Origin of the sequence: Cupriavidus sp. BIC8F (assembly GCF_032465815.1) — a bacterium.
Classification (GTDB): domain Bacteria; phylum Pseudomonadota; class Gammaproteobacteria; order Burkholderiales; family Burkholderiaceae; genus Cupriavidus; species Cupriavidus necator.
The window spans coordinates 1,973,189-1,999,415 of the sequence record NZ_CP136094.1 but is presented as its reverse complement, the minus strand read 5'-3'; the positions used below and the strand labels follow the sequence as shown (position 1 = coordinate 1,999,415).

The window sequence follows — 26,227 nt, the reverse complement described above, 5'->3', positions numbered from 1 at the left end:
CGCCGCGGCCATTATTCGGGGAGCCCCGCGGACATCTCTTCCGCTTCGTCGGGAACGAAGGTATAGCCGCGCCCGCGCACGGTCTGGATATAGCGCGGGCGCTGCGCGTCTTCATCGAGCAGCCGGCGCAGGCGCCAGATCTGCACGTCGATGCCGCGGTCGCTGATGCCGCTGGCGCTGCCGTACATCAGCTCGACGATGCGCTCGCGCGACAGCACTTCCAGCGGATGCATCAGCAGCAGCTTGAGCAGCGCAAACTCGGTATCGCTGATCGACAGCGTCTGGCCGGCACGGCTCAGTGTGCGCTGGCGGAAATTGACGCGGAACGGGCCGAAGGCGACCGATTCGCGGTCTTCGGGCGCCGCCGCCGGGCGCGCCAGCTTGCGGCGCAGCACGGCATTGATGCGCGCCAGCAGTTCGCGCGGCGAAAACGGCTTGCCAAGGTAGTCGTCGGCGCCGATCTCAAGCCCGACGATGCGGTCGATCTCGTCGCTGCGGGCCGTGAGCAGGATCACCGGGATATCGTCGTTCTTGGCGCGCAGGTTGCGCAGCGCGGTCAGGCCGTCGACCTTGGGCATCATCAGGTCCAGCACGATCAGCGCCGGCCGCTCGCGCTCCAGGCGCGCCTGCAGGCCGTCGCCGTCATGCATCACCGAGACGGCAAAACCCTGCTGGGTCAGGTACTCGCGCAGCAGGTCGCGAAGTTCGGGATCGTCGTCGACGACGAGGATCTGGGTAGGCTGGTTCGTTCGCATAGGCACATGATAGTCAGCCCCGGCGCCACACATGCCGGTTTGGCCGGGCGGTTTTGTTTCCGGAGGTTACACCCGGGGCGCTGGTAATCCGCTGTAATAAAAGCGCCGGGCGCCGAAATACGGGCGTCCGGGCCCGCACATTATCCTTGCGGCATGACGTGCCACCGGGGCCGCCGCATTGCGCGCCACACGGCACTTGCCGGCCTGCCGGCCACCCCGCGGCGTGCCCTCCCACGCGGCAGGCCGGCGCCCGTGGCGTTGCGGCATACTGCTGCATCGTCACTTGCCAGACCGAACATTGCCGGCGCGCCGCGCGTGCGCCGCCCCCAGGATTTGCGGACATGTCCAACCCCGAACAAGGCCAACCTACCCCCAACCCGACCCCGTCTTCGCGTCCGCCCGAGGGCACTCCGCCGCGGCGCGCCGGCCGGCGCAGGCTGACTGCCGGCGTGCTGGTGCTGCTGCTCGCGGGGGGCGCCTGGTACTGGCATGCCCATCGCGGCCAGGCGCCGCAGGAGGCAACCGGGGCGGCAGGCGCGCAGCGGGGCGCCAGCGGCCCGGGCGCGCGTGGTGGCGCCGGTGGCCCCGGCATGCCGCGCTCGCCCGTGGTGGTCGCCACCGTGGCCAAGCGCGATATGGACGTGGTGCTCAACGGCCTGGGCAATGTGACCCCGGTGTCCAACGTCACAGTGCGCGCGCAGGTGTCCGGCCCGCTGCTCAAGGTGCTGTTCAAGGAAGGCCAGATGGTCAAGGCCGGCGACGTGCTGGCCGAGATCGACCCGCGCCCGTTCCAGGCCGCGCTGGACCAGGCCGTGGGCCAGCTGGCGCGCGACCAGGCGCTGCTGCAGAACGCCAGGCTGGACCAGCAGCGCTACCGCACCCTGCTGGGCCAGGACTCGATCTCCAAGCAGCAGGTCGATACCCAGGACGCGCTGGTGCGCCAGTACGAGGGCGTGGTCAAGACCGACCAGGGCAATGTCGCCAACGCGCGCCTGCAGCTGGGCTACACCAGGATCGTGGCGCCGGTGTCGGGCCGCATCGGCCTACGCCAGGTGGACCCGGGCAATATCGTCAATACCGGCGACACCAACGGCATCGCGCTGATCACGCAGATCCAGCCGATTGCCGTGATGTACACCATCCCCGAGGACAACCTGCCCTCGGTGCTGAAGAAGCTCAACGCCGGCGAAAAGCTGCCGGTGCAGGCCTGGGACCGCCAGGTGCGCAACCAGCTGGGCGAAGGCACGCTGCTGACCACCGACAACCAGATCGACACCACCACCGGCACGGTCAAGCTCAAGGCGGTCTTCCCCAATGAAGACGGCATGCTGTTCCCCAACCAGTTCGTCAACGTGCGCACGCGCGTCGATACCCTCAGGGACGCCACCGTGATCCCGGTCGCGGCAATCCAGCGCGGCCAGCAGGGCACCTTTGTCTACACCGTGGACGAGGCCAGCAAGGTCAAGGTGCAGGTGGTCACGCTCGGCCCGGGCGACGGCAGCCGCAACGCCGTGCTCAAGGGCCTGGAGCCCGGCCAGCGCGTGGTGGTGGACGGCGCCGACCGCCTCAAGGAAGGCATGACGGTGGAGGCCGTCGATCCGGCCGCACGCGCCGCCGCGGTGGTGCCGGCCAGCCAGCCGCGCGGGCGCGGCCGCCGCAACCGGGACGGGGGCGGCGCCAGCGGCGCGCACGCCGACGCCAGCGGGGCCGCGGCCTCCGGCGCGGCCGGCGAACATCGCCGCCACCGCGAGGCCGGCGCCAGCGGCGCGCAGCAGTAAGGACACCGCATGAACCCCTCACGCCTCTTCATCGAGCGCCCGGTCGCCACGCGCTGCTGATGCTGGCCATCCTGCTGTCCGGGCTGGTGGCGTACCGGCTGCTGCCGCTGTCGGCGCTGCCCGAGGTCGACTACCCGACCATCCAGGTCACCACGCTCTACCCCGGCGCCAGCCCGGACGTGATGACCTCGTCGGTGACCGCGCCACTGGAGCGCCAGTTCGGCCAGATGCCGGGCCTGAAACAGATGTCGTCGTCCTCGTCGGGCGGCGCCTCGGTGATCACGCTGCAGTTCGAACTGACGCTGCCACTGGACGTGGCCGAGCAGGAGGTGCAGGCCGCCATCAACGCCGGCAGCAACCTGCTGCCGTCAGACCTGCCGATGCCGCCGGTCTACAGCAAGGTCAACCCGGCCGACGCGCCGGTCATGACCATTGCCATGACCTCGGACACCATGCCGCTGCCCAAGCTGCAGGACATGGTCGACACGCGCGTGGCGCAGAAGATCTCGCAGATCCAGGGCGTGGGCCTGGTCACCATCAGCGGCGGCCAGCGCCCCGCGGTGCGTATCCAGGCCAACCCGACCGCGCTGGCGTCGCTGGGCATGTCGATCGACGACCTGCGCACCGCCATCGGCGCCTCCAACGTGAACGGCGCCAAGGGCAGCTTCGACGGGCCCGCGCGCGCCTCCACCATCGACGCCAACGACCAGCTGCGCTCGGCCGACGAGTACCGCCAGATCATCCTGGGCTACAAGAACGGCGCGCCGATCCGCATCACCGACGTGGCCGAGATCGTCGACGGCCCCGAGAACAGCCGCCTGGCCGCCTGGGCCAATGAGAAGCCCGCGATCGTGCTGAACATCCAGCGCCAGCCGGGCGCCAACGTGATCGAAGTGGTGGACCGCATCAAGACGCTGCTACCGCAGCTGCAGAACGCGCTGCCGGCCTCGGTCCACGTGCAGCTGCTGACCGACCGCACCACCACCATCCGCGCCTCGGTCGAGGACGTGCAGTTCGAACTGCTGCTGGCGATCGCGCTGGTGGTCCTGGTAATCTTCCTGTTCCTGCGCAATATACCGGCCACCATCATCCCGGGCGTGGCGGTGCCGCTCTCGCTGGTGGGCACCTTCGGCGTGATGTACCTGGCCGGGTTCTCGATCAACAACCTGACGCTGATGGCGCTGACCATCGCCACCGGCTTCGTGGTCGACGATGCGATCGTGATGATCGAGAACATCATGCGCTACATCGAGAAAGGCGATTCGCCCATGGCGGCAGCGCTGAAGGGTTCCAAGCAGATTGGCTTCACCATCATCTCGCTGACCTTCTCGCTGGTGGCGGTGCTGATCCCGCTGCTGTTCATGGGCGACGTGGTCGGGCGCCTGTTCCGCGAGTTCGCGATCACGCTGGCGGTGTCGATCCTGATCTCGGCGGTGGTGTCGCTGACGCTTACGCCGATGATGTGCGCGCGCCTACTGCACCATGTGCCGGAAGAGAAGCTGTCGCGCTTTCACCGCGCCAGCGGCCGCTTCTTCGACAACGTGATCGACCGCTACGGCCGCGCGCTGGACTGGGTGCTCGATCGCCAGAAGGCGACGCTGGTGGTGGCAGTGGCCACGCTGGTGCTGACCGTGCTGCTTTACCTGCTGGTGCCCAAGGGCTTCTTCCCGGTGCAGGACACCGGCGTGATCCAGGGCATTACGGAAGCCGCGCAGACCACCTCGTTCGACGCCATGGCGCGCCGGCAGCAGGCCGTGGCCAAGGTGGTGATGCAGGACCCGGCCGTGGCAAGCCTGTCGTCGTTCATCGGCGTGGACGGCACCAACACCACGCTCAACGCCGGGCGCATGTTGATCAACCTCAAGCCCAAAGGCGATCGCGATCCGATCGAGGTGGTGACACAGCGGCTGCAGCAGGCGGTGCATGACCTCGGCGGCGTGTCGCTGTACACGCAGCCGGTGCAGGACCTGACCATCGAGGACAAGGTCTCGCGTACGCAGTACCAGTTCACCGTCGAGGACCCCGATCCCGCAACCCTGGCCGCGTGGGTGCCCAAGCTGGTGGAACGCCTGCGCCAGGAACCGGAGCTGCGCGACGTCACCAGCGACCAGCAGAACAACGGCCTGCGCGCCTATGTCGATATCGACCGCGACGCCGCGGCGCGCTTCGGCATCACCACCGCGGTGATCGACAGCGCGCTGTACAGCGCTTTCGGCCAGCGGCTGGTGTCGACCATCTTCACGCAGTCCAGCCAGTACCGCGTGGTGCTGGAGACCATGCCGGAGTTCCGCAAGAACCCGCAGTCGCTGGCCGACCTGCGCCTGCCCTCTTCTTCCGGCGGGCAAGTGCCGCTGGGCTCGTTCGCGCGAATCACCGAGCGCACCGGCCCGCTGGTGGTCAACCACCAGGGCCAGTTCCCGGCAGCGACGATCTCGTTCAACCTCGCGCACGGCGAATCGCTGGGCGCCGCGGTCGACAAGATCACCAAGGTGGAACACGAACTGGGCCTGCCGATCTCGATGCAGACCAGCTTCCAGGGCGCCGCGCTGGCCTTCCGCGCGTCGCTGTCGAACACGCTGTGGCTGATCCTGGCCGCGGTGGTGACGATGTATATCGTGCTGGGCGTGCTGTATGAAAGCACCATCCACCCGGTCACCATCCTGTCGACGCTGCCGTCTGCCGGCGTGGGCGCGCTGCTGGCGCTGCTGGTGGCAGGCCAGGACCTGGGCATCATCGCGATCATCGGCATCATCCTGCTGATCGGCATCGTCAAGAAGAACGCGATCATGATGATCGACTTCGCGCTCGAGGCTGAGCGCGAGGGCGGCATGCGCCCGCGCGACGCGATCTTCCAGGCCTGCCTGCTGCGCTTCCGCCCGATCATGATGACCACCATGGCGGCCCTGCTGGCGGCGCTACCGCTGATGCTGGGTTCCGGCATCGGCAGCGAGCTGCGCCGGCCGCTGGGCGTGACCATGGTGGGCGGCCTGCTGGTCAGCCAGGTGCTGACGCTGTTCACCACGCCGGTGATCTACCTGGCCTTCGACCGCATCGCCACGCGCGTGAAGGGCTGGCGCAAGCGGCGCTTCGGCGATCCGGAGGAAGGCGGTACGGGCGAGGAGCCGGTGTAACGATGAATCTCTCGGCTGCCTTCATCCACCGCCCCGTCGCGACCGCGCTGCTGACGCTCGGCATCCTGCTGGCGGGGCTGGCCGCGCTGCGGCTGCTGCCGGTGTCGCCGCTGCCGCAGGTGGATTTCCCGACCATCTCAGTATCGGCGTCGCTGCCGGGTGCGAGCCCGGAAACGATGGCCGCCACCGTGGCCACGCCCCTGGAACGCGCGCTCGGCACCATCGCCGGCGTGACCGAGATCACGTCGAGCAGCTCGCTCGGCTCCACCCGGGTGACGCTGCAGTTCGACCTGTCGCGCAATATCGACGGCGCCGCGCGCGACGTGCAGGCGGCGATCAATGCCTCGCGCGCGACGCTGCCGACCAGCCTGCCCAACAACCCGACCTACCGCAAGGTCAACCCGGCCGACGCGCCGATCATGATCATCGCGCTGACCTCGCCGACCATGACGCGCGGGCAGCTCTACGACGCGGCCTCGACCATCCTGGCGCAGAAGCTGTCGCAGGTCGATGGCGTGGGCCAGGTCACCATCGGCGGGGCCTCGCTGCCGGCGGTGCGGGTGGAGCTGAACCCGACCGCGCTGAACCACTACGGCATCTCGCTGGAAGACGTGCGCAACACCATCAGCGCGACCAATGCCAACCGGCCGCTGGGCACGCTGGAGAACGCCGCCAGCAACTGGCAGGTCTATGCCAACGACCAGGCGATGAAGGCGGAAGACTACATGCCGCTGATCATCCGCTACGCCACGCCGGGGACCTTCTCGTCCACGTCCGCGGGCGCGCTGATTGCCAGCACCGCCAACGCCGCCGCCAGCGGCGGCATCAGCACCAAGGTGGTCAACGGCGTCACCGTGACCACGCTGACCACCAGCAGCGGCACCACCACCATCACCAGCGGCGCTACCGGCGGCACCAGCGCCACCAGCGGGCCCAAATCGTTCGCGGTGCCGGTGCGGCTGCACGACGTGGCCAATGTGGTCGACTCGGTGCAGGACATCCGCAACGCGGGCTCGGCCAACGGCAAGCCATCGGTGCTGCTGGTGCTGAACCGCTCGCCCGGCGCCAACATCATCGAGACCGTCGACCGCGTCAACGAGATGCTGCCGCAGCTCCAGAAGATGATCCCGGCTGCGATCTCGATGGACGTGATGATGGACCGCACGCCCACCATCCGCGCCTCACTGCGCGAGGTCGAGCACACGCTGATGATCTCGGTGGCGCTGGTGATCATGGTGGTGTTCGTGTTCCTGCGCAATGTGCGCGCCACCTTGATCCCCAGCGTGGCGGTGCCGGTGTCGCTGATCGGCACCTTCTCGGTGATGTACCTGGCCGGGTTCTCGCTGAACAACCTGTCGCTGATGGCGCTGACCATCGCCACCGGCTTCGTGGTCGACGATGCCATCGTGGTGCTGGAGAACATCTCGCGCCATATCGAGGAAGGCATGAAGCCGCTCGCCGCCGCGCTGCGCGGCGCGCGCGAGGTCGGCTTCACGGTGCTGTCGATGAGCCTGTCGCTGATCGCGGTATTCATTCCGCTGTTGATGATGGGCGGCATCGTCGGCCGGTTGTTCCAGGAGTTCGCGATCACGCTGTCGGTGGCGATCCTGGTGTCGCTGGTGGTGTCGCTGACCACCACGCCGATGATGTGCGCTCGGCTGCTGCGTCCGCCCGAGCCGGAAAAGCAGGGCCACTTCTTCCGCGCCACCGAGCGCATGTTCCAGTGGCTGCACGACGGCTATGCGCGCTCGCTGTCCACGGCGCTGCGCTTCAGCCCGCTGGTATGGCTGGTGCTGATCGCCACCATCGCGCTGAACGTGTACCTGTACGTGATCGTACCCAAGGGCTTCTTCCCGCAGCAGGACACGGGCCGGCTGATCGGCTTTATCCGCGCCGACCAGGCCACCTCGTTCCAGGCCATGCGCGGCAAGCTCGACAACTTCATCACCATCGTGCGGTCGGATCCGGCGGTGGAGAACGTGACCGGCTTTACCGGCGGCTCGCAGCGCAATTCCGGGCAGATGTTCGTCACGCTCAAGCCGCTGTCGGAGCGCAAGGAATCGGCCGACGCGATCATCGCGCGGCTGCGCGGCAAGCTGGCCAAGGAACCGGGCGCGAGCCTGTTCCTGCAGTCGGTGCAGGATATCCGCATCGGCGGGCGGCAGAGCAGTTCGCAATACCAGTTCACGCTGCAGTCCGACGACCTGGAAGTGCTGCGTGCGTGGGAGCCCAAGGTGCGTGCGGCGTTGTCGAACCTGAAGGGGCTGGAGGATATCGACACCGATACCAACGACAAGGGCCTGCAGACCTCGGTGATCATCGACCGCGATGCGGCCTCGCGCCTGGGCGTGACCGCGCAGCAGATCGATGCGGTGCTCAACGATGCCTTCGGCCAGCGGCTGGTGTCCACCATCTACCATCCGCTCAACCAGTACCGCGTGGTGATGGAGCTGAGCCAGGAGTACCTGCAGGGGCCCGATGCGCTCAAGGACATCTACGTGGTCACCGGCAACGGCAACCGCGTGCCGCTGGCGGCGTTCGCGCGCGTGACCCCGACCAGCACGCCGCTGGGCGTGAACCACCAGGGCCAGTTCGCGGCCTCGACGATCTCGTTCAACCTGGCCGAGGGCACTTCGCTGTCGCAGGCGACCGACGCGATCACGCGCGAGATGGCGCGCATCGGCGTGCCGGAGGCGCTGCGCGCCAACTTCCAGGGCGGCGCCAAGGCGTTCCAGGATTCCCTCAAGAGCCAGCCGATCCTGATCCTGGCGGCGCTGATCACGATCTATATCGTGCTGGGCGTGCTGTATGAAAGCTACGTGCACCCGCTGACGATCCTGTCGACGCTGCCCTCGGCGGGCGTGGGCGCGCTGCTGGCGTTGCTGGCATCGAAGACCGACTTCAGCATCATCGCGCTGATCGGCGTGATCCTGCTGATCGGCATCGTCAAGAAGAACGCGATCATGATGATCGACTTCGCCATCGATGCCGAACGGCGCGAGGGGCTGTCGCCGCGCGACGCGATTTACCGCGCCTGCCTGCTGCGCTTCCGCCCGATCCTGATGACCACCATGGCCGCCCTGCTGGGCGCGGTGCCGCTGGCGATCGGCCGCGGCGACGGCGCCGAGCTGCGCGCGCCGCTGGGCATCTCCATTGTCGGCGGGCTGGTGGTAAGCCAGCTGCTGACGCTGTACACCACGCCGGTGGTCTACCTGACGCTGGACCGATGGCGCCTGAAGGTCAAGGCCTGGCGCCAGCGCCGCCGTGGTGCCGGCACGCCGGACCAGCCGGCCGCCGTCTAGATTTGCGAAGACTCGACATGACAGTTCTTTCCCGCTTCCTGACCCATGCCCTGCCGGTGCCGCTCGCCTGCGCCCTGCTGTTGGCCGGCTGCGCCGTCGGCCCCGACTACCAGCGCCCCGACGCGCCGGTTTCCGCATCCTTCAAGGAAGCCGATGCCGCCACCCCCGCCTGGAGCGGCGACTGGAAGCCCGCCGAGCCGCAGGATGCGCTGGCACGCGCCGACTGGTGGACCGTGTTCGGCGATGCGCAGCTCGACGCGCTGATGTCCGAGGTGCAGATCTCGAACCAGAACATCAAGGCCGCCGAGGCGCAGTACCGCCAGGCGGTGGCTTCGCTGCAGGCCGCACGCGCCGGTTTCTTCCCGACCGTGGACGCACAGGCTGGCGCCTCGCGCGCGCGCGGCGCCAGCGGCAGCACGCTCAACGGGCAGAGCGCGACCCTGGGCGCAACCTGGGAAATCGACGTCTGGGGCCGCGTGCGGCGCCAGGTGGAAAGCAGCGAGGCCAGCGCGCAGGCCAGCCAGGCCGACCTGGCCTCGACGCTGCTATCGACGCAGGCGACGCTGGCGCAGAGCTACTTCCTGCTGCGCGTGGCCGATGCGCAGAAGGCCCTGCTGGACCGCACCGTGGCCGACTACCAGAAGTCGCTGCAACTGGTGCAGAATCAGTATGCGGCGGGCACCGCGCAGCGCTCGGACGTGCTGCAGTCCGAGACCCAGCTCAAGAGCGCGCAGGCGCAGCAGATCGACATCCAGATCACGCGCGCGCAGCTGGAGCACGCCATCGCCGTGCTGGTGGGCAAGCCCCCCGCGGCGCTGACGCTGGCCGCCGACGACTTCCGCACCGCGCCGCCGCGCGTGCCGGCCGCGGTGCCGTCGCAGTTGCTGGAGCGCCGCCCCGACATCGGCGCGGCCGAGCGCCGCATGGCCTCGGCCAATGCGCAGATCGGCGTGGCGCAGGCCGCCTACTACCCGACCCTGTCGCTGTCGGCCAGCGGCGGCCTGACCGCCAGCACGCTGGCGCGCTGGATGTCGCTGCCGGACCGGATCTGGTCGATCGGCGGCGGGCTGGCCGGCACGCTGTTCGACGGCGGCCTGCGCAGCGCGGCCAAGGCGCAGGCGGTGGCGGCCTACGACCAGACCGTGGCCAACTACCGCCAGACCGTGCTGGGCGCGTTCCAGGAAGTCGAGGACAACCTCGCCGCGCAACGGCTGCTGGAACAGGAAGCGGTGGTGCAGAACGACGCGCTGCGCTCGGCGCGCGAGGCGCTGGTGCTGGTGAACAACCGCTACCGCGCCGGCACCGCTGGCCTGCTCGACGTGCTGACGGCGCAGACCAGCGCCTATACCGCCGAGCGCACCGCACTGTCGATCGCCGGCCGCCAGTACACGGCGGCGGTGGTGCTGATCAAGGCCCTGGGCGGCGGCTGGCATGCGCCCGGCACAGAGGCCGCCCAGGCCGGCGCGGACCAGTCGGTCAGCCAGCGCTAGCCGACGGGGCGCGCGGCAGCGGCTGTTGGCAGATGCGCTCGCGCAGCCAGGTGGCGGCCTTGCCCAGCGGCCGCTGCTTGTGCCAGACCAGTTCCATCGCCACCGGCCAGTCCTGCTGCTGGAACGCCAGCGGCGGCGTCACCAGCCGCGCCGCGGCCGGCGAATTCGCCACCACGTGCCACGGCACGAAGGCCCAGCCCAGCCCGCGCTTGACCAGCTCCACGATCACCCACTGGCTTTCCACCCACCACACGTCCGCGGCCACGCGCAGACGCATCTTCTCTTCGCTGTCAGAGCGGGTGGCGACCATCAGCTGGCGGTAGCGCTTCAGCTCCTCCCAGTCGACGCGCTGGCCGGCCAGCGGATGCTCGGGCGCGCACAGGATCTGCATCGGCACCCAGCCCAGCGCATGGAAGCCCAGCGCCGGCGGCAGCACCTCCTGCCGCCACATGATGCCCAGGTCGGCGCCGCCCTCCAGCACCAGCCGGCTGACGTCCTCCATCAGCGGAAACAGCAGCTCAAGCTCCACCGCCGGGAAGCGGCTGGAGAACTCTTCCAGAAGCATGCCCAGCGTCTCTTCCGGATAAAGCTCGTCCACCGCCAGCACCAGCCGCGTCTCCACGCCCTCGCCCAGGCTCTTGGCCACGCCGCGGAAGTGTTCGCAGCGCTCCAGGATCACGCGCGCCTCGGCCAGCAGCCGCTCGCCCGCGGGGGTCAGTACCGGGTAACGGCCGGAGCGGTCGAACAGCGCGTTGCCGGCGTCGATTTCCAGGTTGGACACCGCCGCGCTGACCACCGACTGCGCCTTGCCCAGCCGGCGCGCGGCGGCCGAGAACGAACCGGTGTCAGCCGCCGCGACGAATGCCTGCAATTGCTCGATGGAGAGGCTCATAAATTACTTTCAACGTTTATCTATCTGTTTTGCAGATAGTATCCAACTTGGCAATCCCTACCTACCAGATAGACTAGCTCCCATCGCGTTTGACACGCAAGGAGAACAACGATGCGCAAGACCTGGGACCGGATTCGCCACGCCATCGGCTTCGAGGTGGTCGGCCTGCTGATTTTCGCGCCGCTGGCCAGCTGGGCCTTCGGCTATGAACTGCACGAGATGGGCGTGATCGGCGCGGTCGCCTCGCTGATCGCCACCGGCTGGAACTACCTGTACAACGTGCTGTTCGACAAGGGCATGCTGCGGTTCACCGGCCAGCTGCGCAAGTCGGTGCGGGTGCGCGTGCTGCACGCCGTGCTGTTCGAGCTGGGCCTGCTGGTGGTGTTCCTGCCGTCGGTGGCCCTGTACCTGAACATCAGCCTGGTCGACGCGCTCATCATGGACCTCGCCGTGGCCGGCTTCTACATGGTCTACGCGCTGGTGTACAACTGGCTGTACGACACTGTCTTCCCGGTGCCTTCACTGAAGGCACAAGCCAAGCCGGAAGGCGCCGCGCTCGGCTGAGCGCGGGTTTTTCCCGACCCCGGAGGCGTCACTCCGGGCTCTTCCCCGTCTTGTCGCATCCGGTCGAATTGTTATACTCAATAACAAATTCAATTCGACCGGATGCAACGCGCCCGCGCTTGCGTACCGGCGCATCCTGCACGCGGGGGAGACACCATGAAGATCGCAATTGCCGGTGGCGGCATCGGCGGACTGACGCTGGCGCTGCTATGCCACCGCCACGGCATCGAGGCCGAGGTCTGGGAGGCCAGCGAAACGCTGCGCCCGCTGGGCGTGGGCATCAACCTGCTGCCGCATGCCGTGCGCATCCTGTCCGAGCTGGGACTGCGCGACGCGCTGGCGGATATCGCCATCGAGACCTCGTCTCTCTCCTACTACAACAAGCGCGGCCAGGGCATCTGGCATGAGCCGCGCGGGCTGGCGGCCGGCTATGACTGGCCGCAGTTCTCGATCCATCGCGGCGAGTTCCAGATGCTGCTGCACCGTACAGTGGTGGAGCGCCTCGGCGCCGGCGCCGTGCATACCGGCCATAGCTTCGAGACCGTGCTGGACGCCGGCGCGGGCGGACAGGCGCGCTTTGGCCTGCGCCGCCGCAGCGACAATGCCGAGGTCGAGGCCAGCGCCGATGTGCTGGTCGGCGCCGACGGCATCCACTCGGCGACGCGCCGCCACTTCTACCCCATTGGTGACCTGCCGCGTTTTTCGCGCCGCCTGCTGTGGCGCGCGGTCACCGAGGCGCCGCCCTACCTGGACGGCCGCTCGATGTTCATGGCCGGGCACCAGGACCAGAAGTTCGTGGCGTATCCGATCTCGGAACCGCTGCGCCGCAAGGGCCGCTCGCTGGTCAACTGGATTGCCGAGCTGCGCGTGCCCGACAACGTGCCCGACACCCCGCCGCGCAGCGACTGGAACAAGCGGGTCGACAAATCCGTGTTCTGCGCCGCGTTTGCCGACTGGCGGTGGGACTGGATCGACATCCCGGCGCTGATCGACGGTGCCGGGGCGATCTACGAATTCCCGATGGTCGACAAGGACCCGCTGCCGCGCTGGACCTTCGACCGCGTCACGCTGCTGGGCGACGCCGCGCACCCGATGTACCCGATCGGCTCGAACGGCAGCGCCCAGGCCATCCTGGACGCGCGCTACCTGGTCGACAGCCTGCTCGGCACGCCCGACACCGGCTACGCGCTGCGCGAATACGAGGCCGAGCGCCTGCCGCGCACCGCCGGCATCGTGCTGCGCAACCGCATGAACGGGCCCGAGCAGGTGATGCAGCTGGCCGAGGAGCGCGCGCCGCGGGGCTTTGCCGACATCGAGCAGGTGATCCCGCGCGCGGAACTGGAGGCAATTTCGCTGCGGTACAAGCAGCTGGCGGGATTCGACCGGCAGTCGATGCAAGGCAACCGGTAGGATCCGGCAGGTTTGACAATGCAGAACAAGACCATCGAGAGAGCAGACACCATGGCGCCCCTGACCACCACCAAGCTGGCCCGCCTCGCACTGGCCGCGGCCCTCGCCTTCAGCGCAGGCAGCGCGCTGGCCGACATCACCGTCGGCGTCAGCCTGTCCACCACCGGCCCGTCGGCGTCGCTGGGCATCCCGCAGAAGAACTCGCTGGCCTACCTGCCGCAGAAGATCGGCGGCGAGGCGGTGCGCTACATCGTGCTGGACGATGCCTCGGACCCCACGCAGGGCGCCAAGGTAGCGCGCCGCTTTGTCTCCGAGGACAAGGTCGACATCATCCTGGGCTCGTCCGCCGTGGCACCGTCGATCGCCATTGCCGAGGTGGCCGATGAAGCCCAGACCGTGCAGCTGGCGTTCTCGCCGATCGAACTCAAGCCCGGGCGCGGCGCCTGGACCTTCCGGCTGGCGCAGCCGGTGCGGCTGATGGCCAATGCCGTGGCCGCCACCGCCAAGACCAACGGCGTCAAGACCATCGGCTTTATCGGCTTTGCCGATGCCTACGGCGAGACCTGGCTGAAGGACTTCACCGCCGCTGCCAGTGCCAACGGCATCCGCCTGATCGCCACCGAGCGCTACGGTCGCGCCGATACCAGCGTGACCGCGCAGGCCATCAAGCTGATTGCCGCCAGGCCCGATGCCATCCTGATCGCCGGCGCCGGCACCGGCGCCGCGCTGCCGCACACCACGCTGCGCGAGCGCGGCTACGGCGGCACCATCTACCATACCCACGGCGCGGCCACCAAGGACCTGATCCGCATCGGCGGGCGCATGGTCAATGGCGCAATCCTGCCGGCCGGGCCGGTGATCGTGCCGGAGCAATTGCCCGCGGGCGACCCGGTGCGCAAGCCGGGGCTGGACTACGTCACCCGCTATGAGAAGCAATACGGGGCCGACAGCCGCACGCAGTTCGGCGCCCATGCCTACGACGCCGGGCTGGTGCTGGAGCGCATCGTGCCGGTGGCGCTCAAGCACGCCAGGCCGGGGACGCCTGCGTTCCGCCAGGCGCTGCGGCAGGCGCTGGAGACCGAGCGCGACATCGTGGTCTCGCACGGCGTGCTGAATTACAGTGGGCAAGACCACTATGGCTTCGACCAGCGCGGGCGGGTTATGCTGACCATCGACAACGGCAACTGGAAGCTGCTGAAATGAATCCCGACGCATCCAGCACACCGCCCGCCGCGCCCCCGCGCCCGGGCAGCACCACCACCGCGTCCGCGCGGCGCAAGGCGCGGGACCCGCTCGCGCCGGATCCGGCCGCAAGCGGCGGTGCCGATGCCGGTTTCGACCCGCATGTGCCGAATATCGACTATGGCGTGCTCGACAACCTGATCGGCTACGCCATCCGCCGCGCACAGATCCGCATCTATGAAGACTTTGTGCTGTCGCTGGCGCAATGGCAGATCACGCCGCCGCGCTTTTCGGCGCTGATCATCATCTCGCGCAACCCGCACCTGAAGCTGACCGAGCTGGCGCAGATCCTCGGCATCGCTCGCTCGGGGGCGGTGCTGCTGGTCGACGCGCTGGAAGAGATGAACCTGGTGGCGCGCCGCCCGGCAGCCGCGGATCGCCGCGCCTACAGCCTGGTGCTGACGGCAGCCGGCCGCCGCACGCTGGAAGCCGCCACGCAGGCGGTGGTGGCGCACGACGCGCATGTCGGCTCGGCGCTGACCGGGGCCGAGCAGGCTACGCTGAAGTCGCTGCTGGCACGGCTGGCGCCGCCGCGCGCCGGCTGAGGGCAGTCGGCAAGACTGTCACCCGCCTGCCAGCGGCCATGCGTTAACATGGCCGCCATGCCAAGAACAATCGCCGCGCCTACTGCATCGCGACCCGGCGCCCTGCTGCGCCGCCTGTCGCCACTGCTCTCGCCCATCCTTGCCGCCGTGCTGCTGGCCGGCGGACCCGCACTCACCCCGGCGCAAGCCAAAGCGCCCGCCAAGGCGGCCAAAGCAGCCAAGGCAGCTACCGCCGCAAAAACCGCCGCCGATCCCGCACTGGTGCGCGCCGGCGTGCCGGCCCCGGTGGCCGCGGCGCTGCGCCGCGCCGGCGTGCCGGCCTCGGCCGCCAGCTTCTACGTGGTCAGGCTGGGCGCGGGCACCGCCCGCGCCAGCTGGAATGCGCAGCAGCCGATGAACCCGGCCTCGACCATGAAACTGGTCACCACCTTTGCCGGGCTGCAGCTGCTGGGGCCCGACTACCGCTGGCAGACCTCGCTCTACGCCGATGCCCAGCCCGACTTCGACGGCACCGTCAACGGCAATGTCTACCTGCGCGGCCACGGCGACCCCAAGCTGGTGCCCGAGGAAATGGCCAAGCTGGTGGCGAAGGCGCGCGCCGCGGGCGCCACCGGCATCAACGGCGACCTGGTGCTGGACCGCAGCTACTTTGCCGATGGCCTGGACGGCAACGGCACCATCGACGGCGAGGTGCAGCGCGCCTACAACGTCGGCCCGGATGCGCTGCTCTATGCGTTCAAGACGCTGTCATTCACGCTAACGCCGGACCCGGCCAGCCAGACCGTGGCAGTCAGCGTCACGCCCGAGCTGGCGCAGCTCAAGCTGGACAACCGGCTGACGCTGACCAACGGCCGCTGCGGCGACTGGCAGTCCAGCGCCAGCCCGAGCGTGCTGCCGCAGGCGGACGGCACCGTGCTGGCGTCGTTCTCGGGCAACTATGCCAGCGACTGCGGCGAGCACGTGCTCAATATCGCCACGCTGTCGCACGCGGAATTCACCTGGGGTGGCTTCGTCGCCGAGTGGCAGCGTGCCGGCGGGCGCTTTGCCCATCTGCCCGGGCTGCGCAGCGGCAAGGTGCCGCGCGGCGCGGTGCTGCTGGCGCGCCACTACGGCCTGCCGCTGGCAGACATCGTGCGCGACATCAACAAGTTCTCGAACAACGTGATGGCACGCCAGCTGTTCCTGACCATCGGCGCTGAAATAGACCGCGGCGGCCCGGCCAGCACGGCACGCTCGACCCGCGTGGTGCAGCGCTGGCTGGCGCGCCAGGGGCTGGACATGCCCGGCCTGGTGCTGGACAACGGCTCGGGCCTGTCGCGCGAAGAACGCATCAGCGCCTATGACATGGCGCGCCTGCTGCAGCAGGCCGCCGCCAGCAACGTGGGGCCGGTGCTGATCGATTCGCTGCCGGTGCTGGGCGTCGACGGCACGCTGCGCAACCGCCTGACGCGCGCCAACGCGGCCGGGAACGGCTACCTGAAGACCGGCACGCTGGCCGACGTGCGCGCGCTGGCCGGCTATGTGGATGCTGCCGACGGCGGCCGCTACGTGGTGGTCAGCATGATCAACCACCCCAACGCCGCGCAGGTGCAGGGAGCGCACGACGCCCTGCTGCAATGGGTGTACCGCGGCGCACCCTGAGTCCGCGCCGGGCAGGCCGCGGCGCGGCACCGTGGCCTGGCGCCAACGCCGTGGCCGCATTTTGTTAAGCGGACACTTACCAGCGCCCGATCCGCCCCTATAATGCCAGGGTGCCGGCCGCGTCCTGCGGCGGCAGCCTTCCGGGCCGGCCCTCGGCCCCGGGCCTGCATTGCCCCCTCGCCCTCTGACATGACTTCCCGACAACCCCCGGTGTGGTTGCGCCTCTGGCATCGCTTCGCACCCGCCGAACGCGCCGGCTTTATCGACGGCGCGCGCTACTTTGCCCCGTCCCTGCCCGCGGTCTTCTCCTGGGGCCTGGTGACCGGCGTGGCGATGAGCAAATCCGTGATGACCGTGCCCGAAGCCATCGGCATGTCGCTGCTGGTCTATGCCGGCTCGGCGCAGCTGGCGGTGCTGCCGCTGTTCGCCGCGGGCTTGCCGCTGTGGACCATCTGGCTGACCGCGGCTGTGGTCAACCTGCGCTTCGTGATCTTCAGCGCCGGCATGCAGCCGCACTTCAGCTACATGCCGCTATGGCGGCGCACCATCCTGGGTTCTTTCAACGGCGACCTGCACTTCGTCTACTTCCTGCAGAAGTACAGCACGCCCGGCTACGAGCCCGGCAAGGAAGGCTATTTCTGGGGCATGGCGCTGACCAACTTCTGCATGTGGCAGCTGTCGTCGATCATCGGCATCGTGCTGGCCAGCCTGTTCCCCGACAGCTGGGGCCTGGGACTGGCGGGCACCATGGCACTGATCCCGGTGATGATCGCCACCATCAACTCGCGCTCCACGCTGCTGGCGGTGGTGGTATCGGCGGTGCTGGCACTGCTGTGCTTCGACTTGCCGTACCGCCTCAGCCTGGTGGTGGCGGTGGTGGGCGCGATCGCTGCCGGCATGGCCAGCGACGACCTGGCCGCGCGCGCGGCGCTGCGCGGCATCCGCCGGCGCAAGCCCAAGATCCCCGAGGTCACCAACGCCGCCGCGCCGGAAACGCCGCCGGGAGACCGCGCATGAGCCATCTTGAAATCTGGATTGCCATCCTTGGCATGGCGGTCGTCACCATTGTCACGCGGGCGCTGTTCCTGATGGCCGGCGAGCATGTCACCGTGCCAGACCGCATTGCGCGGGCGCTGCGCTATGCGCCGGCCGCGGCGCTGGCGGCGATCATCCTGCCGGACCTGATGACCTGGCAGGGGCATTTCACGGTGGCGTTTTCCAACGACAAGCTGATGGCCGGGATTGCTGCCACGTTGTTCTACCTGCTGACCCGGAAGATGGTGGGGATGATCATGGTGGGGATGGCAGTGTATACGGCGTTGCGGTTGCTGGGGGGCTAAGGGACCCTCACCCCTCAAACGCCGCCGCCGCCCGCTCCAGCCGGTCCCGCACCCCGGCCCAATCCTGCCCTTCAGGCAGCACCTCGAACATCAGCTGCGTATAGCCCTGCTTGTCGAGCTTGCGCAGCAAGCGGTAAAGCTCACGCGCATAGGCCGCCGCGTCCGCAGGCGCCTGCACCCAGGTACAACGCTGGTCCACCAGCGGCGCCCGGCCAACCCACGCCACGCGCGCATCGTCCGGCAGCGCGGCCAGCAGCGCCGAAGCCGCTTGCGCATCGGCCAGCAGCAGCGGTGTGTGCGGCGCGTAATGTGCCTTGAGCGTGCCTGAAGCCCGCGGCGCGGCCGCATCGGACGGCAGCGGGGCCGCGCCCAATACCTGCGCCATCATCGCCGCGGTGATCGCCCCCGGCCGCAACAGCACCGGGCCGATGCCCTGGTCCAGCCGCGACAGGTCGACGATGGTCGATTCGATACCGACCTCCACGCCATCGCCTTCCAGCACATAGACCGCATCGCCGAATTCATCGCGCACATGCTGCGCGGTGGTCGGGCTGACCTGGCCGAACTTGTTGGCCGACGGCGCGGCAATGCCGCCGCGGCCGCGCTTGAAGCGCGCCAGCAGCGCCTGCGCTACGGGGTGAGAGGGGCAACGCACGCCGATGCTGTCCTGGCCGCCGGCGACGGCCGGATGGATATGCGCGGCGCGCTTCAGGATCAGCGTCAGCGGGCCGGGCCAGAAGGCGTCGATCAGCAGCTGCGCGGCCTCGGGGACCTCGTCGGTCCAGTAGCCGATATCGGCGCCGTCCACCACGTGGACGATCACCGGATGGTTCGACGGCCGGCCCTTCAGCGCGAAGATGCGGGCGACCGCCTCGGGGTTCTCGGCATCCGCACCGAGCCCGTAGACGGTTTCGGTGGGAAAGGCGACCAGTTGCCCGGCCTCGAGCAGGCGGACGGCTTCGTCCAGTTCAGCGGCCGTGGGCATGCGCGGCGACATCGTGTTCCTTGAGCTATGGCTTCAGAGCGGGATATGCAGCGCCTGCGCGGCGGCGGCAAAGGCGGCGGCGGCCGCTTCGGCATGCTCGCCCACGCAGTTGACGTGGCCCATCTTGCGCGACGGGCGTGCATCGCCCTTGCCGTACAGGTGCAGCTTGGCGCCGGGTTGCGCCACCACCTCGTCCCAGGACGGCGTGCGTTCCAGGCCGAACTCGAACCACACGTCGCCCAGCAGGTTCAGCATCTTGCCGGCCGAGTGCTGGCGCGTGCTGCCCAGCGGCAGCCGCGCCATGGCGCGCACCTGCTGCTCGAACTGGCTGGTCTCGCACGCATCCATGGTGATATGGCCGGAGTTGTGCGGGCGCGGCGCCATCTCGTTGGCGACCAGCGAGCCGTCGGTCAGCACGAAGAACTCGATGCACAGTACGCCCACGTAGCCCAACTCCGTAGCGATGGCAGCGGCTGCGGCACGGGCGCGGTCGGCAATGTCAGGCGACACGCTGGTCGACGGCATTTCCGTCGAGAACAGGATGCCGTCGCGATGCACGTTCTCGGCCAGCGGCCAGGTGGCGGTGGCGCCGTTCGCGGCACGCGCGGCCAGCACCGAGACCTCATAGGCCAGCGGCAGCATCTGCTCCAGCACACACGGCACGTGCTGCATGGCGTTCCAGGCGGCGCGCACGTCATCGCGCGTCTTCACGCGCGCCTGGCCCTTGCCGTCGTAGCCCATGCGCGCGGTCTTCAGGATGCCGGGCAGCACGTGGTCGGGCAACTGGTCGACATCGGCATCGTGCTGGATCACCCAGTGCGGGGCCGGCGACACGCCGGTGCGCTCGGCGCACGCCGCAAAGAACTTCTTCTCGCCGATGCGGTTCTGCGCAATCGACACGCAGTAGCCGCGCGGCGCGACAAAGGCGCCCAGCTGCTCGAGCCGGTCCAGCGACAGCGACGGCACGTTCTCGAACTCGGTGCTTACCGCCTGGCACAGCTTGCCCATCTCGGCGAGCGCGGCCTCGTCGGTGTATTGCGCACAAATATGCTTGTCCGCCACCGAGCCGGCCGGGCTGTCCTGGTCCGGATCGAGCACGCATACGCGATAGCCCATCGCCTGTGCCGCATGCGTGAACATGCGGCCGAGCTGGCCGCCGCCCAGCATGCCGAGCCACGCACCGGGCAGGATGGGCGCGTCGGGACGGTCGACGCCGAACTCGGCGCGCGATTCCGGCGTGTGGGCTTCGGAGAGGTAGGGATGGATATCGGTAGGCATTGCTAGGTTCCGTGGGATGTCCGGATGATTACAGCGGCAGCGTCATCGCGCGCGCGGCTTCGGTCTGCTTCGCGCGGAACGCTTCCAGCGCGCCGGCCAGCGCCTCGTCGGTGGTGGCCAGCGTGGCGATCGCGTGCAGCGCGGCATTGGCGGCACCGGCCTCGCCGATGGCGAAGGTGGCCACCGGCACGCCCTTGGGCATCTGCACGATCGACAGCAGCGAATCCTCGCCGCGCAGGTACTTGGACGGCACCGGCACGCCGAACACCGGCACGATGGTCTTGGCGGCGATCATGCCGGGCAGGTGCGCGGCCCCGCCGGCACCGGCGATGATGGCGCGGATGCCGCGGCTGCGCGCGGTCTCGGCATAGCGGAACATGTCGTCCGCCATGCGGTGCGCGGACACCACCTGGGCTTCGAACGGCACGCCGAAATCCTTCAGCATGGCCACTGCGTGCTGCATCACGTCCCAGTCGGAACTGCTACCCATCACCACGCCGACCAGCGGCTTGTCTTGCTTGCTCACGTTTGATCCTTCCTTGTTTGCTCCCCTCTCCCGCTTGCGGGAGAGGGGCGGGGATGAGGGCCGGCGCTTCCCGATGCATGGCGCCTTGCCGAACCACCCCTCACCCTGCCCTCTCCCCATGAGGGGAGAGGGGAACACCATTTTGGTTACTGCAGTTCTTCGCCCGTCAGGCGCGTCAGCGCTTCACGGTACTTGGCGGCGGTCTTTTCGATCACGTCGTCCGGCAGTTGCGGCGCCGGCGCGGTCTTGGGCCAGGGCTTGCCGTCGATGCGCACGGCTTCCAGCCAGTCGCGCACAAACTGCTTGTCGAACGACGGCGGGTTGGTGCCCACCTGGTACGAATCGGCCGGCCAGAAGCGCGACGAATCGGCGGTCAGCACTTCGTCCATCAGCGTCAGCACGCCATTGTCGTCCAGGCCGAACTCGAACTTGGTATCGGCGATAATGATGCCGCGCGTGGCGGCAAACTCGGCCGCTTCCTTGTACAGGCGGATCGAGATCTCGCGCATCTGGCGCGCCAGCGCGATGCCGATGCGGGCCTCGACTTCGGCGAACGAGATGTTCTCGTCGTGCTCGCCCATCTCGGCCTTGGCGGCCGGGGTGAAGATCGGCTCGGGCAGCTTCTGCGCGTTCTGCAGGCCGGCGGGCAGCTCGATCCCGCACACCTTGCCGGTGGCCTGGTAGTCCTTCCAGCCGCTGCCGGCGAGGTAGCCGCGCACCACGGCTTCGACCAGGATCGGCCTCAGGCGCTTGACCACCACCGCGCGGCCCTTGACCTGCTCCACCTCCTCTGGCGCGACCACGGTCTCGGGCGCGATGCCGGTCTCGTGGTTCGGCACGATGTGCGCGAGCTTGCGGAACCAGAAATTCGCCATCTGGTTCAGCACGCGGCCCTTGTCAGGGATCGGCTCGCCCATGATGACGTCGAACGCCGACAGGCGGTCGGTGGTGACGATCAGCAGCTTGTCATTGCCGACGGCATAGTTGTCGCGCACTTTGCCGTGGCCCAGCAGCGGCAGCGAGTTGATGGAGGACTGGTAGAGAGCGTTGGACATGATGGTTCCGATAAAACGGCGAAGCCGCCGGGCGCTGGATGCGTGCCGCGGCGGCCGGAACTGCAATCCGCCTTCCCCTTGCGCGGAAGGCGGACTAGGGACATTTACTGCACGACCTGCGACAGCTTGCCCGCCTTGTACTGCTGCGCGATGTCGGTCAGGCCGATCGGCTTGATCTTGCCGGCCTGGCCTTCGCAGCCGAAGGCGATGTAGCGCGCCTTGCACACCTGCTTGGCGGCTTCGCGGGCCGGCTTCAGGTATTCACGCGGATCGAACTTGCTCGGGTTCTCGGCGAAGAAGCGGCGGATCGCGCCGGTCATGGCCAGGCGGATGTCGGTGTCGATGTTGATCTTGCGCACGCCGTACTTGATCGCTTCCTGGATTTCCTCGACCGGCACGCCGTAGGTTTCCTTCATGTCGCCGCCGAACTTGCGGATCTCTTCGAGCAGTTCCTGCGGCACCGACGACGAGCCGTGCATCACCAGGTGGGTGTTGGGGATGCGGGCGTGGATTTCCTTGATGCGGCTGATCGCCAGGATGTCGCCGGTGGGCTTGCGCGTGAACTTGTAGGCGCCGTGCGAAGTGCCGATGGCGATGGCCAGGGCATCCAGCTGGGTGGCCTTGACGAAGTCGGCGGCCTGCTCCGGATCGGTCAGCAACTGGGAGTGGTCCAGCACGCCGACGGCGCCGATGCCGTCTTCTTCGCCGGCTTCACCGGTTTCCAGCGAGCCCAGGCAGCCCAGTTCGCCTTCCACGGTCACGCCGACGGCGTGGGCCAGCTGCACCACCTTGCGGGTGACGTCGATGTTGTAGTCGTACTCGGCCGGGGTCTTGCCGTCTTCGCGCAGCGAGCCGTCCATCATCACCGACGAGAAGCCCAGGTCGATCGCGCCCTGGCAGATTGCCGGCGACTGGCCGTGATCCTGGTGCATCACCACCGGGATATGCGGATAGGCTTCGACCGCGGCTTCGATCAGGTGGCGCAGGAAATGCTCACCGGCGTATTTGCGCGCGCCGGCCGAGGCTTGCATGATCACCGGGGCATTGACCTCGTCGGCGGCCTGCATGATGGCCTGCACTTGCTCGAGGTTGTTGACGTTGAAGGCCGGCAGGCCGTAGCTGTTCTCGGCCGCGTGGTCCAGCAGCTGGCGCATCGATACGAGTGGCATGTCTAACTCCTAATAAAAAATGGGGTGTCTTCCGCGTATTCTTCTAGTCGGCGCTTACGCAGTGCATTAACTTACGTAGCGCATCGCCCGTGCCTGCCGGCGCCGTCAGCCTTGCGCATTCCGCGCGGGCGCTCCGTCCGGCATGGCACGCATTGCCTCATCTCACTTTCAGCTGCCCACCCTGACGATCTTCAGGGTGTTGGTGCCGCCCGGCTGGCCCATCGGCTCGCCAATGGTCAGCACGATGAAATCGCCGCGCTGCACCACGCCCTGCGCCAGCAGCAGTTCTTCTGCCTGCTCCAGCGCGGTGTCGCGGTCAGCGCTGGACTGCAGCGGCAGCGGCACCACGTTGCGGTACAGCTGCATCTTGCGCTGCGAGGCCAGGTTGGGCGTCATCGCATAGATCGGCACATGGATGCGGTGACGGCTCATCCACAAGGCGGTGGCGCCGGAATCGGTCAGCGCGGCAATCGCCTTCACCTGCAAATGATAGGCCGTGAACAGCGCACCCATCGCCACCGACTGGTCGATGCGCGAAAAGGTCTGGTTCAGGAAATCGGTGTCGAGCTGCACCACCTCGGACTTCTCGGCTTCGACGCAGACCGCGGCCATGGCCTCGACTGTCTCCACGGGGTAGCGGCCGGCGGCGGTTTCGGCCGACAGCATCACTGCATCGGTGCCGTCCAGCACGGCGTTGGCCACGTCCGAGACCTCGGCGCGCGTGGGCACCGGGTTGACGATCATGCTCTCCATCATCTGGGTGGCGGTGATGGTCAGCTTGTTGGCCTCACGCGCCAGCTTGATCATGCGCTTCTGCAGCGCCGGTACGGCGGCATTGCCCACTTCCACGGCCAGGTCGCCGCGCGCCACCATGATGCCGTCGGACGCCTGCAGGATCTCTTCCAGCACGCCCGGGCGGATCGCTTCGGCACGCTCGATCTTGGCGATCATGCGGGCCTTGTGGCCGTGCGGCTGGCCGGCCACGGCGGTCAGCTGGCGCGCCATTTCCATGTCGGTGGCGTTCTTGGGGAAGCTGACGGCGACGTAGTCGGCGCCCAGGGCCATGGCGGTCTTGATATCGTCCATGTCCTTGGCGGTCAGCGCCGGCGCCGACAGCCCGCCGCCCTGGCGGTTGATGCCCTTGTTGTTGGACAGCTCGCCGCCCACGCGCACGGTGGTGAAGATCTCGCTGCCGAACACGCGGTCCACCACCAGCACAATCAGGCCGTCGTTGAGCAGCAGCAGGTCGCCCGGGCCGACGTCGCGCGGCAGGTCCTGGTAGTCCAGGCCGGCGCGCTGCTCATTGCCGAGCTGGCAGTTCGAATCCAGGATGAACGGATCGCCCGGCTTGAGGGTGATCTTGCCGTGCTCGAACTTGCCGACGCGGATCTTGGGGCCCTGCAGGTCGGCCATGATGGCGACCTCGCGCCCGCATGCCTGCGCGGCTTCGCGCACCAGGCGGGCGCGGTCGAGATGGTCCTGGGCCGTGCCGTGCGAAAAATTCAGCCGCACCACGTCGACCCCCGCCGCGATCATGCGGGTCAGGATTTCCAGCGAACTGGAGGCGGGGCCGATGGTGGCGACGATCTTGGTGGAACGAGTCATGCGCGGATTTCCTGGTTCAGGGCCCCGGCAACACCGCCGGGCCCGGCGGATGCGTCAGCCTGCGGCGCGCTGCTCCAGCACTTCGAATGCGGGCAGCTTCTTGCCTTCCAGGAATTCCAGGAACGCGCCGCCGCCCGTGGAGATATAGCCCACGCGGTCGGCGATGCCGTACTTGGCAATGGCCGCCAGCGTGTCGCCGCCGCCGGCGATCGAGAACGCCTTCGATTCAGCGATGGCCTGGGCCAGCACCTTGGTGCCGTTGCCGAACTGGTCGAATTCGAACACGCCCACCGGGCCGTTCCAGACGATGGTGCCGGCGGCCTTGAGTTGCTCGGCCAGCATCGCGGCGGTCTTGGGGCCGATGTCCAGGATCATGTCGTCGTCGGCCACATCCTTGACGTCCTTGACCGTGGCCGCGGCGGTGGCGCTGAATTCCTTGGCGCACACCACGTCGACCGGGATCGGCACCGAGGCGCCGCGGGCGGCCATGATGTCGATGATGGTCTTGGCGTCGCCGACCAGGTCGGCTTCGGCCAGCGACTTGCCGATCTTCAGGCCGGCGGCCAGCATGAAGGTATTGGCAATGCCGCCGCCGACGACCAGGTTGTCGACCTTGTCGGCCAGCGACTTCAGGATGGTCAGCTTGGTCGAAACTTTGGAGCCGGCCACGATTGCCACCAGCGGACGCGCCGGCTGGCCCAGCGCCTTGCCCAGCGCGTCGATCTCGGCGGCCAGCAGCGGGCCGGCGCAGGCGATCGGGGCGTACTTGGCGATGCCATGCGTGGTGGCTTCGGCACGGTGGGCGGTGCCGAAGGCATCGTTCACGTAGACGTCACACAGCTTGGCCATCTTCTGGGCCAGTTCGTCGCTGTTCTTCTTTTCGCCCTTGTTCACGCGGCAGTTTTCCAGCAGCACTACCTGGCCCGGCGCCACCTCGACGCCGTCGACCCAGTTCTGCACCAGCCTGACCGGCTTGCCCAGCAGCTCGGACAAGCGCGTGGCGATCGGCGCCAGCGAGTCTTCGGGCTTGAACTCGCCCTCGGTCGGGCGGCCCAGGTGGGAGGTGACCATCACCGCGGCGCCGCCAGCCAGGCAGGCCTCGATGGCCGGCACCGAGGCGCGGATGCGGGTGTCCTCGGTGATGTTGCCGGCGTCGTCCTGCGGCACGTTCAGGTCGGCGCGGATAAACACCCGCTTGCCGGAGATTTTGCCTTGGGAAATCAGGTCGGAAAGACGCAGGACAGAGGTCATGGCGATGAATGGCGCGAGATTTCGCTGGAATTCGGGGAAACGGGCATTTTACCTGATCGTGGTCAACGCTTTGCCGATTCCGGACCGCTACGCACTTGTGATATGACCCATGCGGCACATTCATGGCAACCCCACAGGGTGCTGGTGACATACCTCCCCACGAAAGAAGGGTCTGCTCCATGCACCTCTTGACCCCCGAGTGCGGTAATGTATGCAACGTCTGCTACAACAGACACGCAAAAAGCGCCAGAGCCGGTCTTGAAACGGC

Annotated in this window: 19 protein-coding genes and 1 pseudogene; 11 read left to right on the top strand and 9 right to left on the bottom strand. The window is 68.2% G+C overall.

Annotated features, from left to right (window positions below):
• Window positions 1–11 precede the first annotated feature (11 nt).
• Window positions 12–755, bottom strand: a complete 744-nt coding sequence (locus tag RS901_RS09380; RefSeq protein ID WP_010812236.1) for a response regulator — start codon at window positions 753–755, stop codon at window positions 12–14.
• A 341-nt stretch (window positions 756–1,096) separates the two neighbouring features.
• Between RS901_RS09380 and RS901_RS09375 the strand changes: the two genes are divergently transcribed.
• From RS901_RS09375 to RS901_RS09360, 4 genes and pseudogenes are all read left to right on the top strand, one after another.
• A complete protein-coding gene (locus RS901_RS09375; RefSeq protein ID WP_316153153.1) occupies window positions 1,097–2,533 on the top strand; it encodes an MdtA/MuxA family multidrug efflux RND transporter periplasmic adaptor subunit in 1,437 nt (478 codons plus the stop codon).
• 9 nt (window positions 2,534–2,542) lie between these two features.
• A pseudogene (locus RS901_RS09370) lies at window positions 2,543–5,664 on the top strand (MdtB/MuxB family multidrug efflux RND transporter permease subunit).
• Window positions 5,665–5,666: 2 nt separating this feature from the next.
• Window positions 5,667–8,966 carry an efflux RND transporter permease subunit gene (locus tag RS901_RS09365; protein ID WP_316153151.1) on the top strand — a complete coding sequence of 1,100 codons (3,300 nt, stop codon included), beginning with the start codon at window positions 5,667–5,669 and terminating at the stop codon, window positions 8,964–8,966.
• Between the two features lie 17 nt (window positions 8,967–8,983).
• The gene (locus RS901_RS09360) at window positions 8,984–10,456 is read left to right on the top strand and encodes an efflux transporter outer membrane subunit (RefSeq protein ID WP_316153149.1); all 1,473 of its coding nucleotides are present in this window, start codon (window positions 8,984–8,986) and stop codon (window positions 10,454–10,456) included.
• Here RS901_RS09360 and RS901_RS09355 read toward each other — a convergent pair.
• Window positions 10,443–11,348: a LysR family transcriptional regulator gene (locus RS901_RS09355; RefSeq protein WP_316153147.1), complete on the bottom strand. Its 906-nt coding sequence runs from the start codon at window positions 11,346–11,348 to the stop codon at window positions 10,443–10,445. The genes RS901_RS09360 and RS901_RS09355 overlap by 14 nt on opposite strands.
• A 111-nt stretch (window positions 11,349–11,459) precedes the next feature.
• On the opposite strand from RS901_RS09355, the gene RS901_RS09350 reads away from it, so the two are divergent.
• From RS901_RS09350 to RS901_RS09320, 7 genes are all read left to right on the top strand, one after another.
• Complete coding sequence (locus RS901_RS09350; RefSeq protein ID WP_316153145.1) at window positions 11,460–11,912, top strand: PACE efflux transporter; 453 nt, start codon at window positions 11,460–11,462, stop codon at window positions 11,910–11,912.
• A gap of 156 nt (window positions 11,913–12,068) precedes the next feature.
• On the top strand, window positions 12,069–13,322 hold the full coding sequence (locus tag RS901_RS09345; protein WP_316153144.1) for a flavin-dependent oxidoreductase: 1,254 nt from the start codon (window positions 12,069–12,071) through the stop codon (window positions 13,320–13,322).
• Between the two features lie 51 nt (window positions 13,323–13,373).
• Complete coding sequence (locus RS901_RS09340) at window positions 13,374–14,525, top strand: ABC transporter substrate-binding protein (RefSeq protein WP_316153143.1); 1,152 nt, start codon at window positions 13,374–13,376, stop codon at window positions 14,523–14,525.
• Window positions 14,522–15,109 (top strand): MarR family winged helix-turn-helix transcriptional regulator, encoded by a 588-nt coding sequence (locus RS901_RS09335; protein ID WP_316153141.1) that lies wholly within the window; start codon window positions 14,522–14,524, stop codon window positions 15,107–15,109. Before RS901_RS09340 ends, RS901_RS09335 begins: the two co-directional genes overlap by 4 nt.
• Window positions 15,110–15,157: 48 nt before the next feature.
• The gene (gene dacB / locus RS901_RS09330) at window positions 15,158–16,750 is read left to right on the top strand and encodes a D-alanyl-D-alanine carboxypeptidase/D-alanyl-D-alanine endopeptidase (RefSeq protein WP_316153139.1); all 1,593 of its coding nucleotides are present in this window, start codon (window positions 15,158–15,160) and stop codon (window positions 16,748–16,750) included.
• A gap of 189 nt (window positions 16,751–16,939) precedes the next feature.
• A complete protein-coding gene (locus tag RS901_RS09325) occupies window positions 16,940–17,767 on the top strand; it encodes an AzlC family ABC transporter permease (protein ID WP_316153137.1) in 828 nt (275 codons plus the stop codon).
• Complete coding sequence (locus RS901_RS09320) at window positions 17,764–18,090, top strand: AzlD domain-containing protein (RefSeq protein WP_013955653.1); 327 nt, start codon at window positions 17,764–17,766, stop codon at window positions 18,088–18,090. The genes RS901_RS09325 and RS901_RS09320 overlap by 4 nt, the downstream gene beginning before the upstream one ends.
• 7 nt (window positions 18,091–18,097) lie before the next feature.
• On the opposite strand, the gene RS901_RS09315 is transcribed toward RS901_RS09320, so the two are convergent.
• From RS901_RS09315 to RS901_RS09285, 7 genes are all read right to left on the bottom strand, one after another.
• The gene (locus tag RS901_RS09315) at window positions 18,098–19,087 is read right to left on the bottom strand and encodes an L-threonylcarbamoyladenylate synthase (protein ID WP_316153134.1); all 990 of its coding nucleotides are present in this window, start codon (window positions 19,085–19,087) and stop codon (window positions 18,098–18,100) included.
• A 21-nt stretch (window positions 19,088–19,108) separates the two neighbouring features.
• Complete coding sequence (locus RS901_RS09310; protein WP_316153132.1) at window positions 19,109–20,353, bottom strand: 5-(carboxyamino)imidazole ribonucleotide synthase; 1,245 nt, start codon at window positions 20,351–20,353, stop codon at window positions 19,109–19,111.
• Window positions 20,354–20,381: 28 nt separating this feature from the next.
• The gene (gene purE, locus RS901_RS09305; protein ID WP_316153130.1) at window positions 20,382–20,879 is read right to left on the bottom strand and encodes a 5-(carboxyamino)imidazole ribonucleotide mutase; all 498 of its coding nucleotides are present in this window, start codon (window positions 20,877–20,879) and stop codon (window positions 20,382–20,384) included.
• 146 nt (window positions 20,880–21,025) lie between these two features.
• The gene (locus tag RS901_RS09300; RefSeq protein WP_316153129.1) at window positions 21,026–21,934 is read right to left on the bottom strand and encodes a phosphoribosylaminoimidazolesuccinocarboxamide synthase; all 909 of its coding nucleotides are present in this window, start codon (window positions 21,932–21,934) and stop codon (window positions 21,026–21,028) included.
• A gap of 104 nt (window positions 21,935–22,038) precedes the next feature.
• Window positions 22,039–23,103, bottom strand: a complete 1,065-nt coding sequence (gene fba, locus RS901_RS09295) for a class II fructose-bisphosphate aldolase (RefSeq protein WP_035817682.1) — start codon at window positions 23,101–23,103, stop codon at window positions 22,039–22,041.
• A gap of 168 nt (window positions 23,104–23,271) precedes the next feature.
• Window positions 23,272–24,708, bottom strand: coding sequence for a pyruvate kinase (gene pyk, locus RS901_RS09290; RefSeq protein WP_013955647.1), 1,437 nt, complete (start codon window positions 24,706–24,708; stop codon window positions 23,272–23,274).
• A 54-nt stretch (window positions 24,709–24,762) separates the two neighbouring features.
• Entirely contained in the window at window positions 24,763–25,959 is a 1,197-nt protein-coding gene (locus RS901_RS09285; protein WP_316153124.1) for a phosphoglycerate kinase, read from the bottom strand.
• Window positions 25,960–26,227 lie beyond the last annotated feature (268 nt).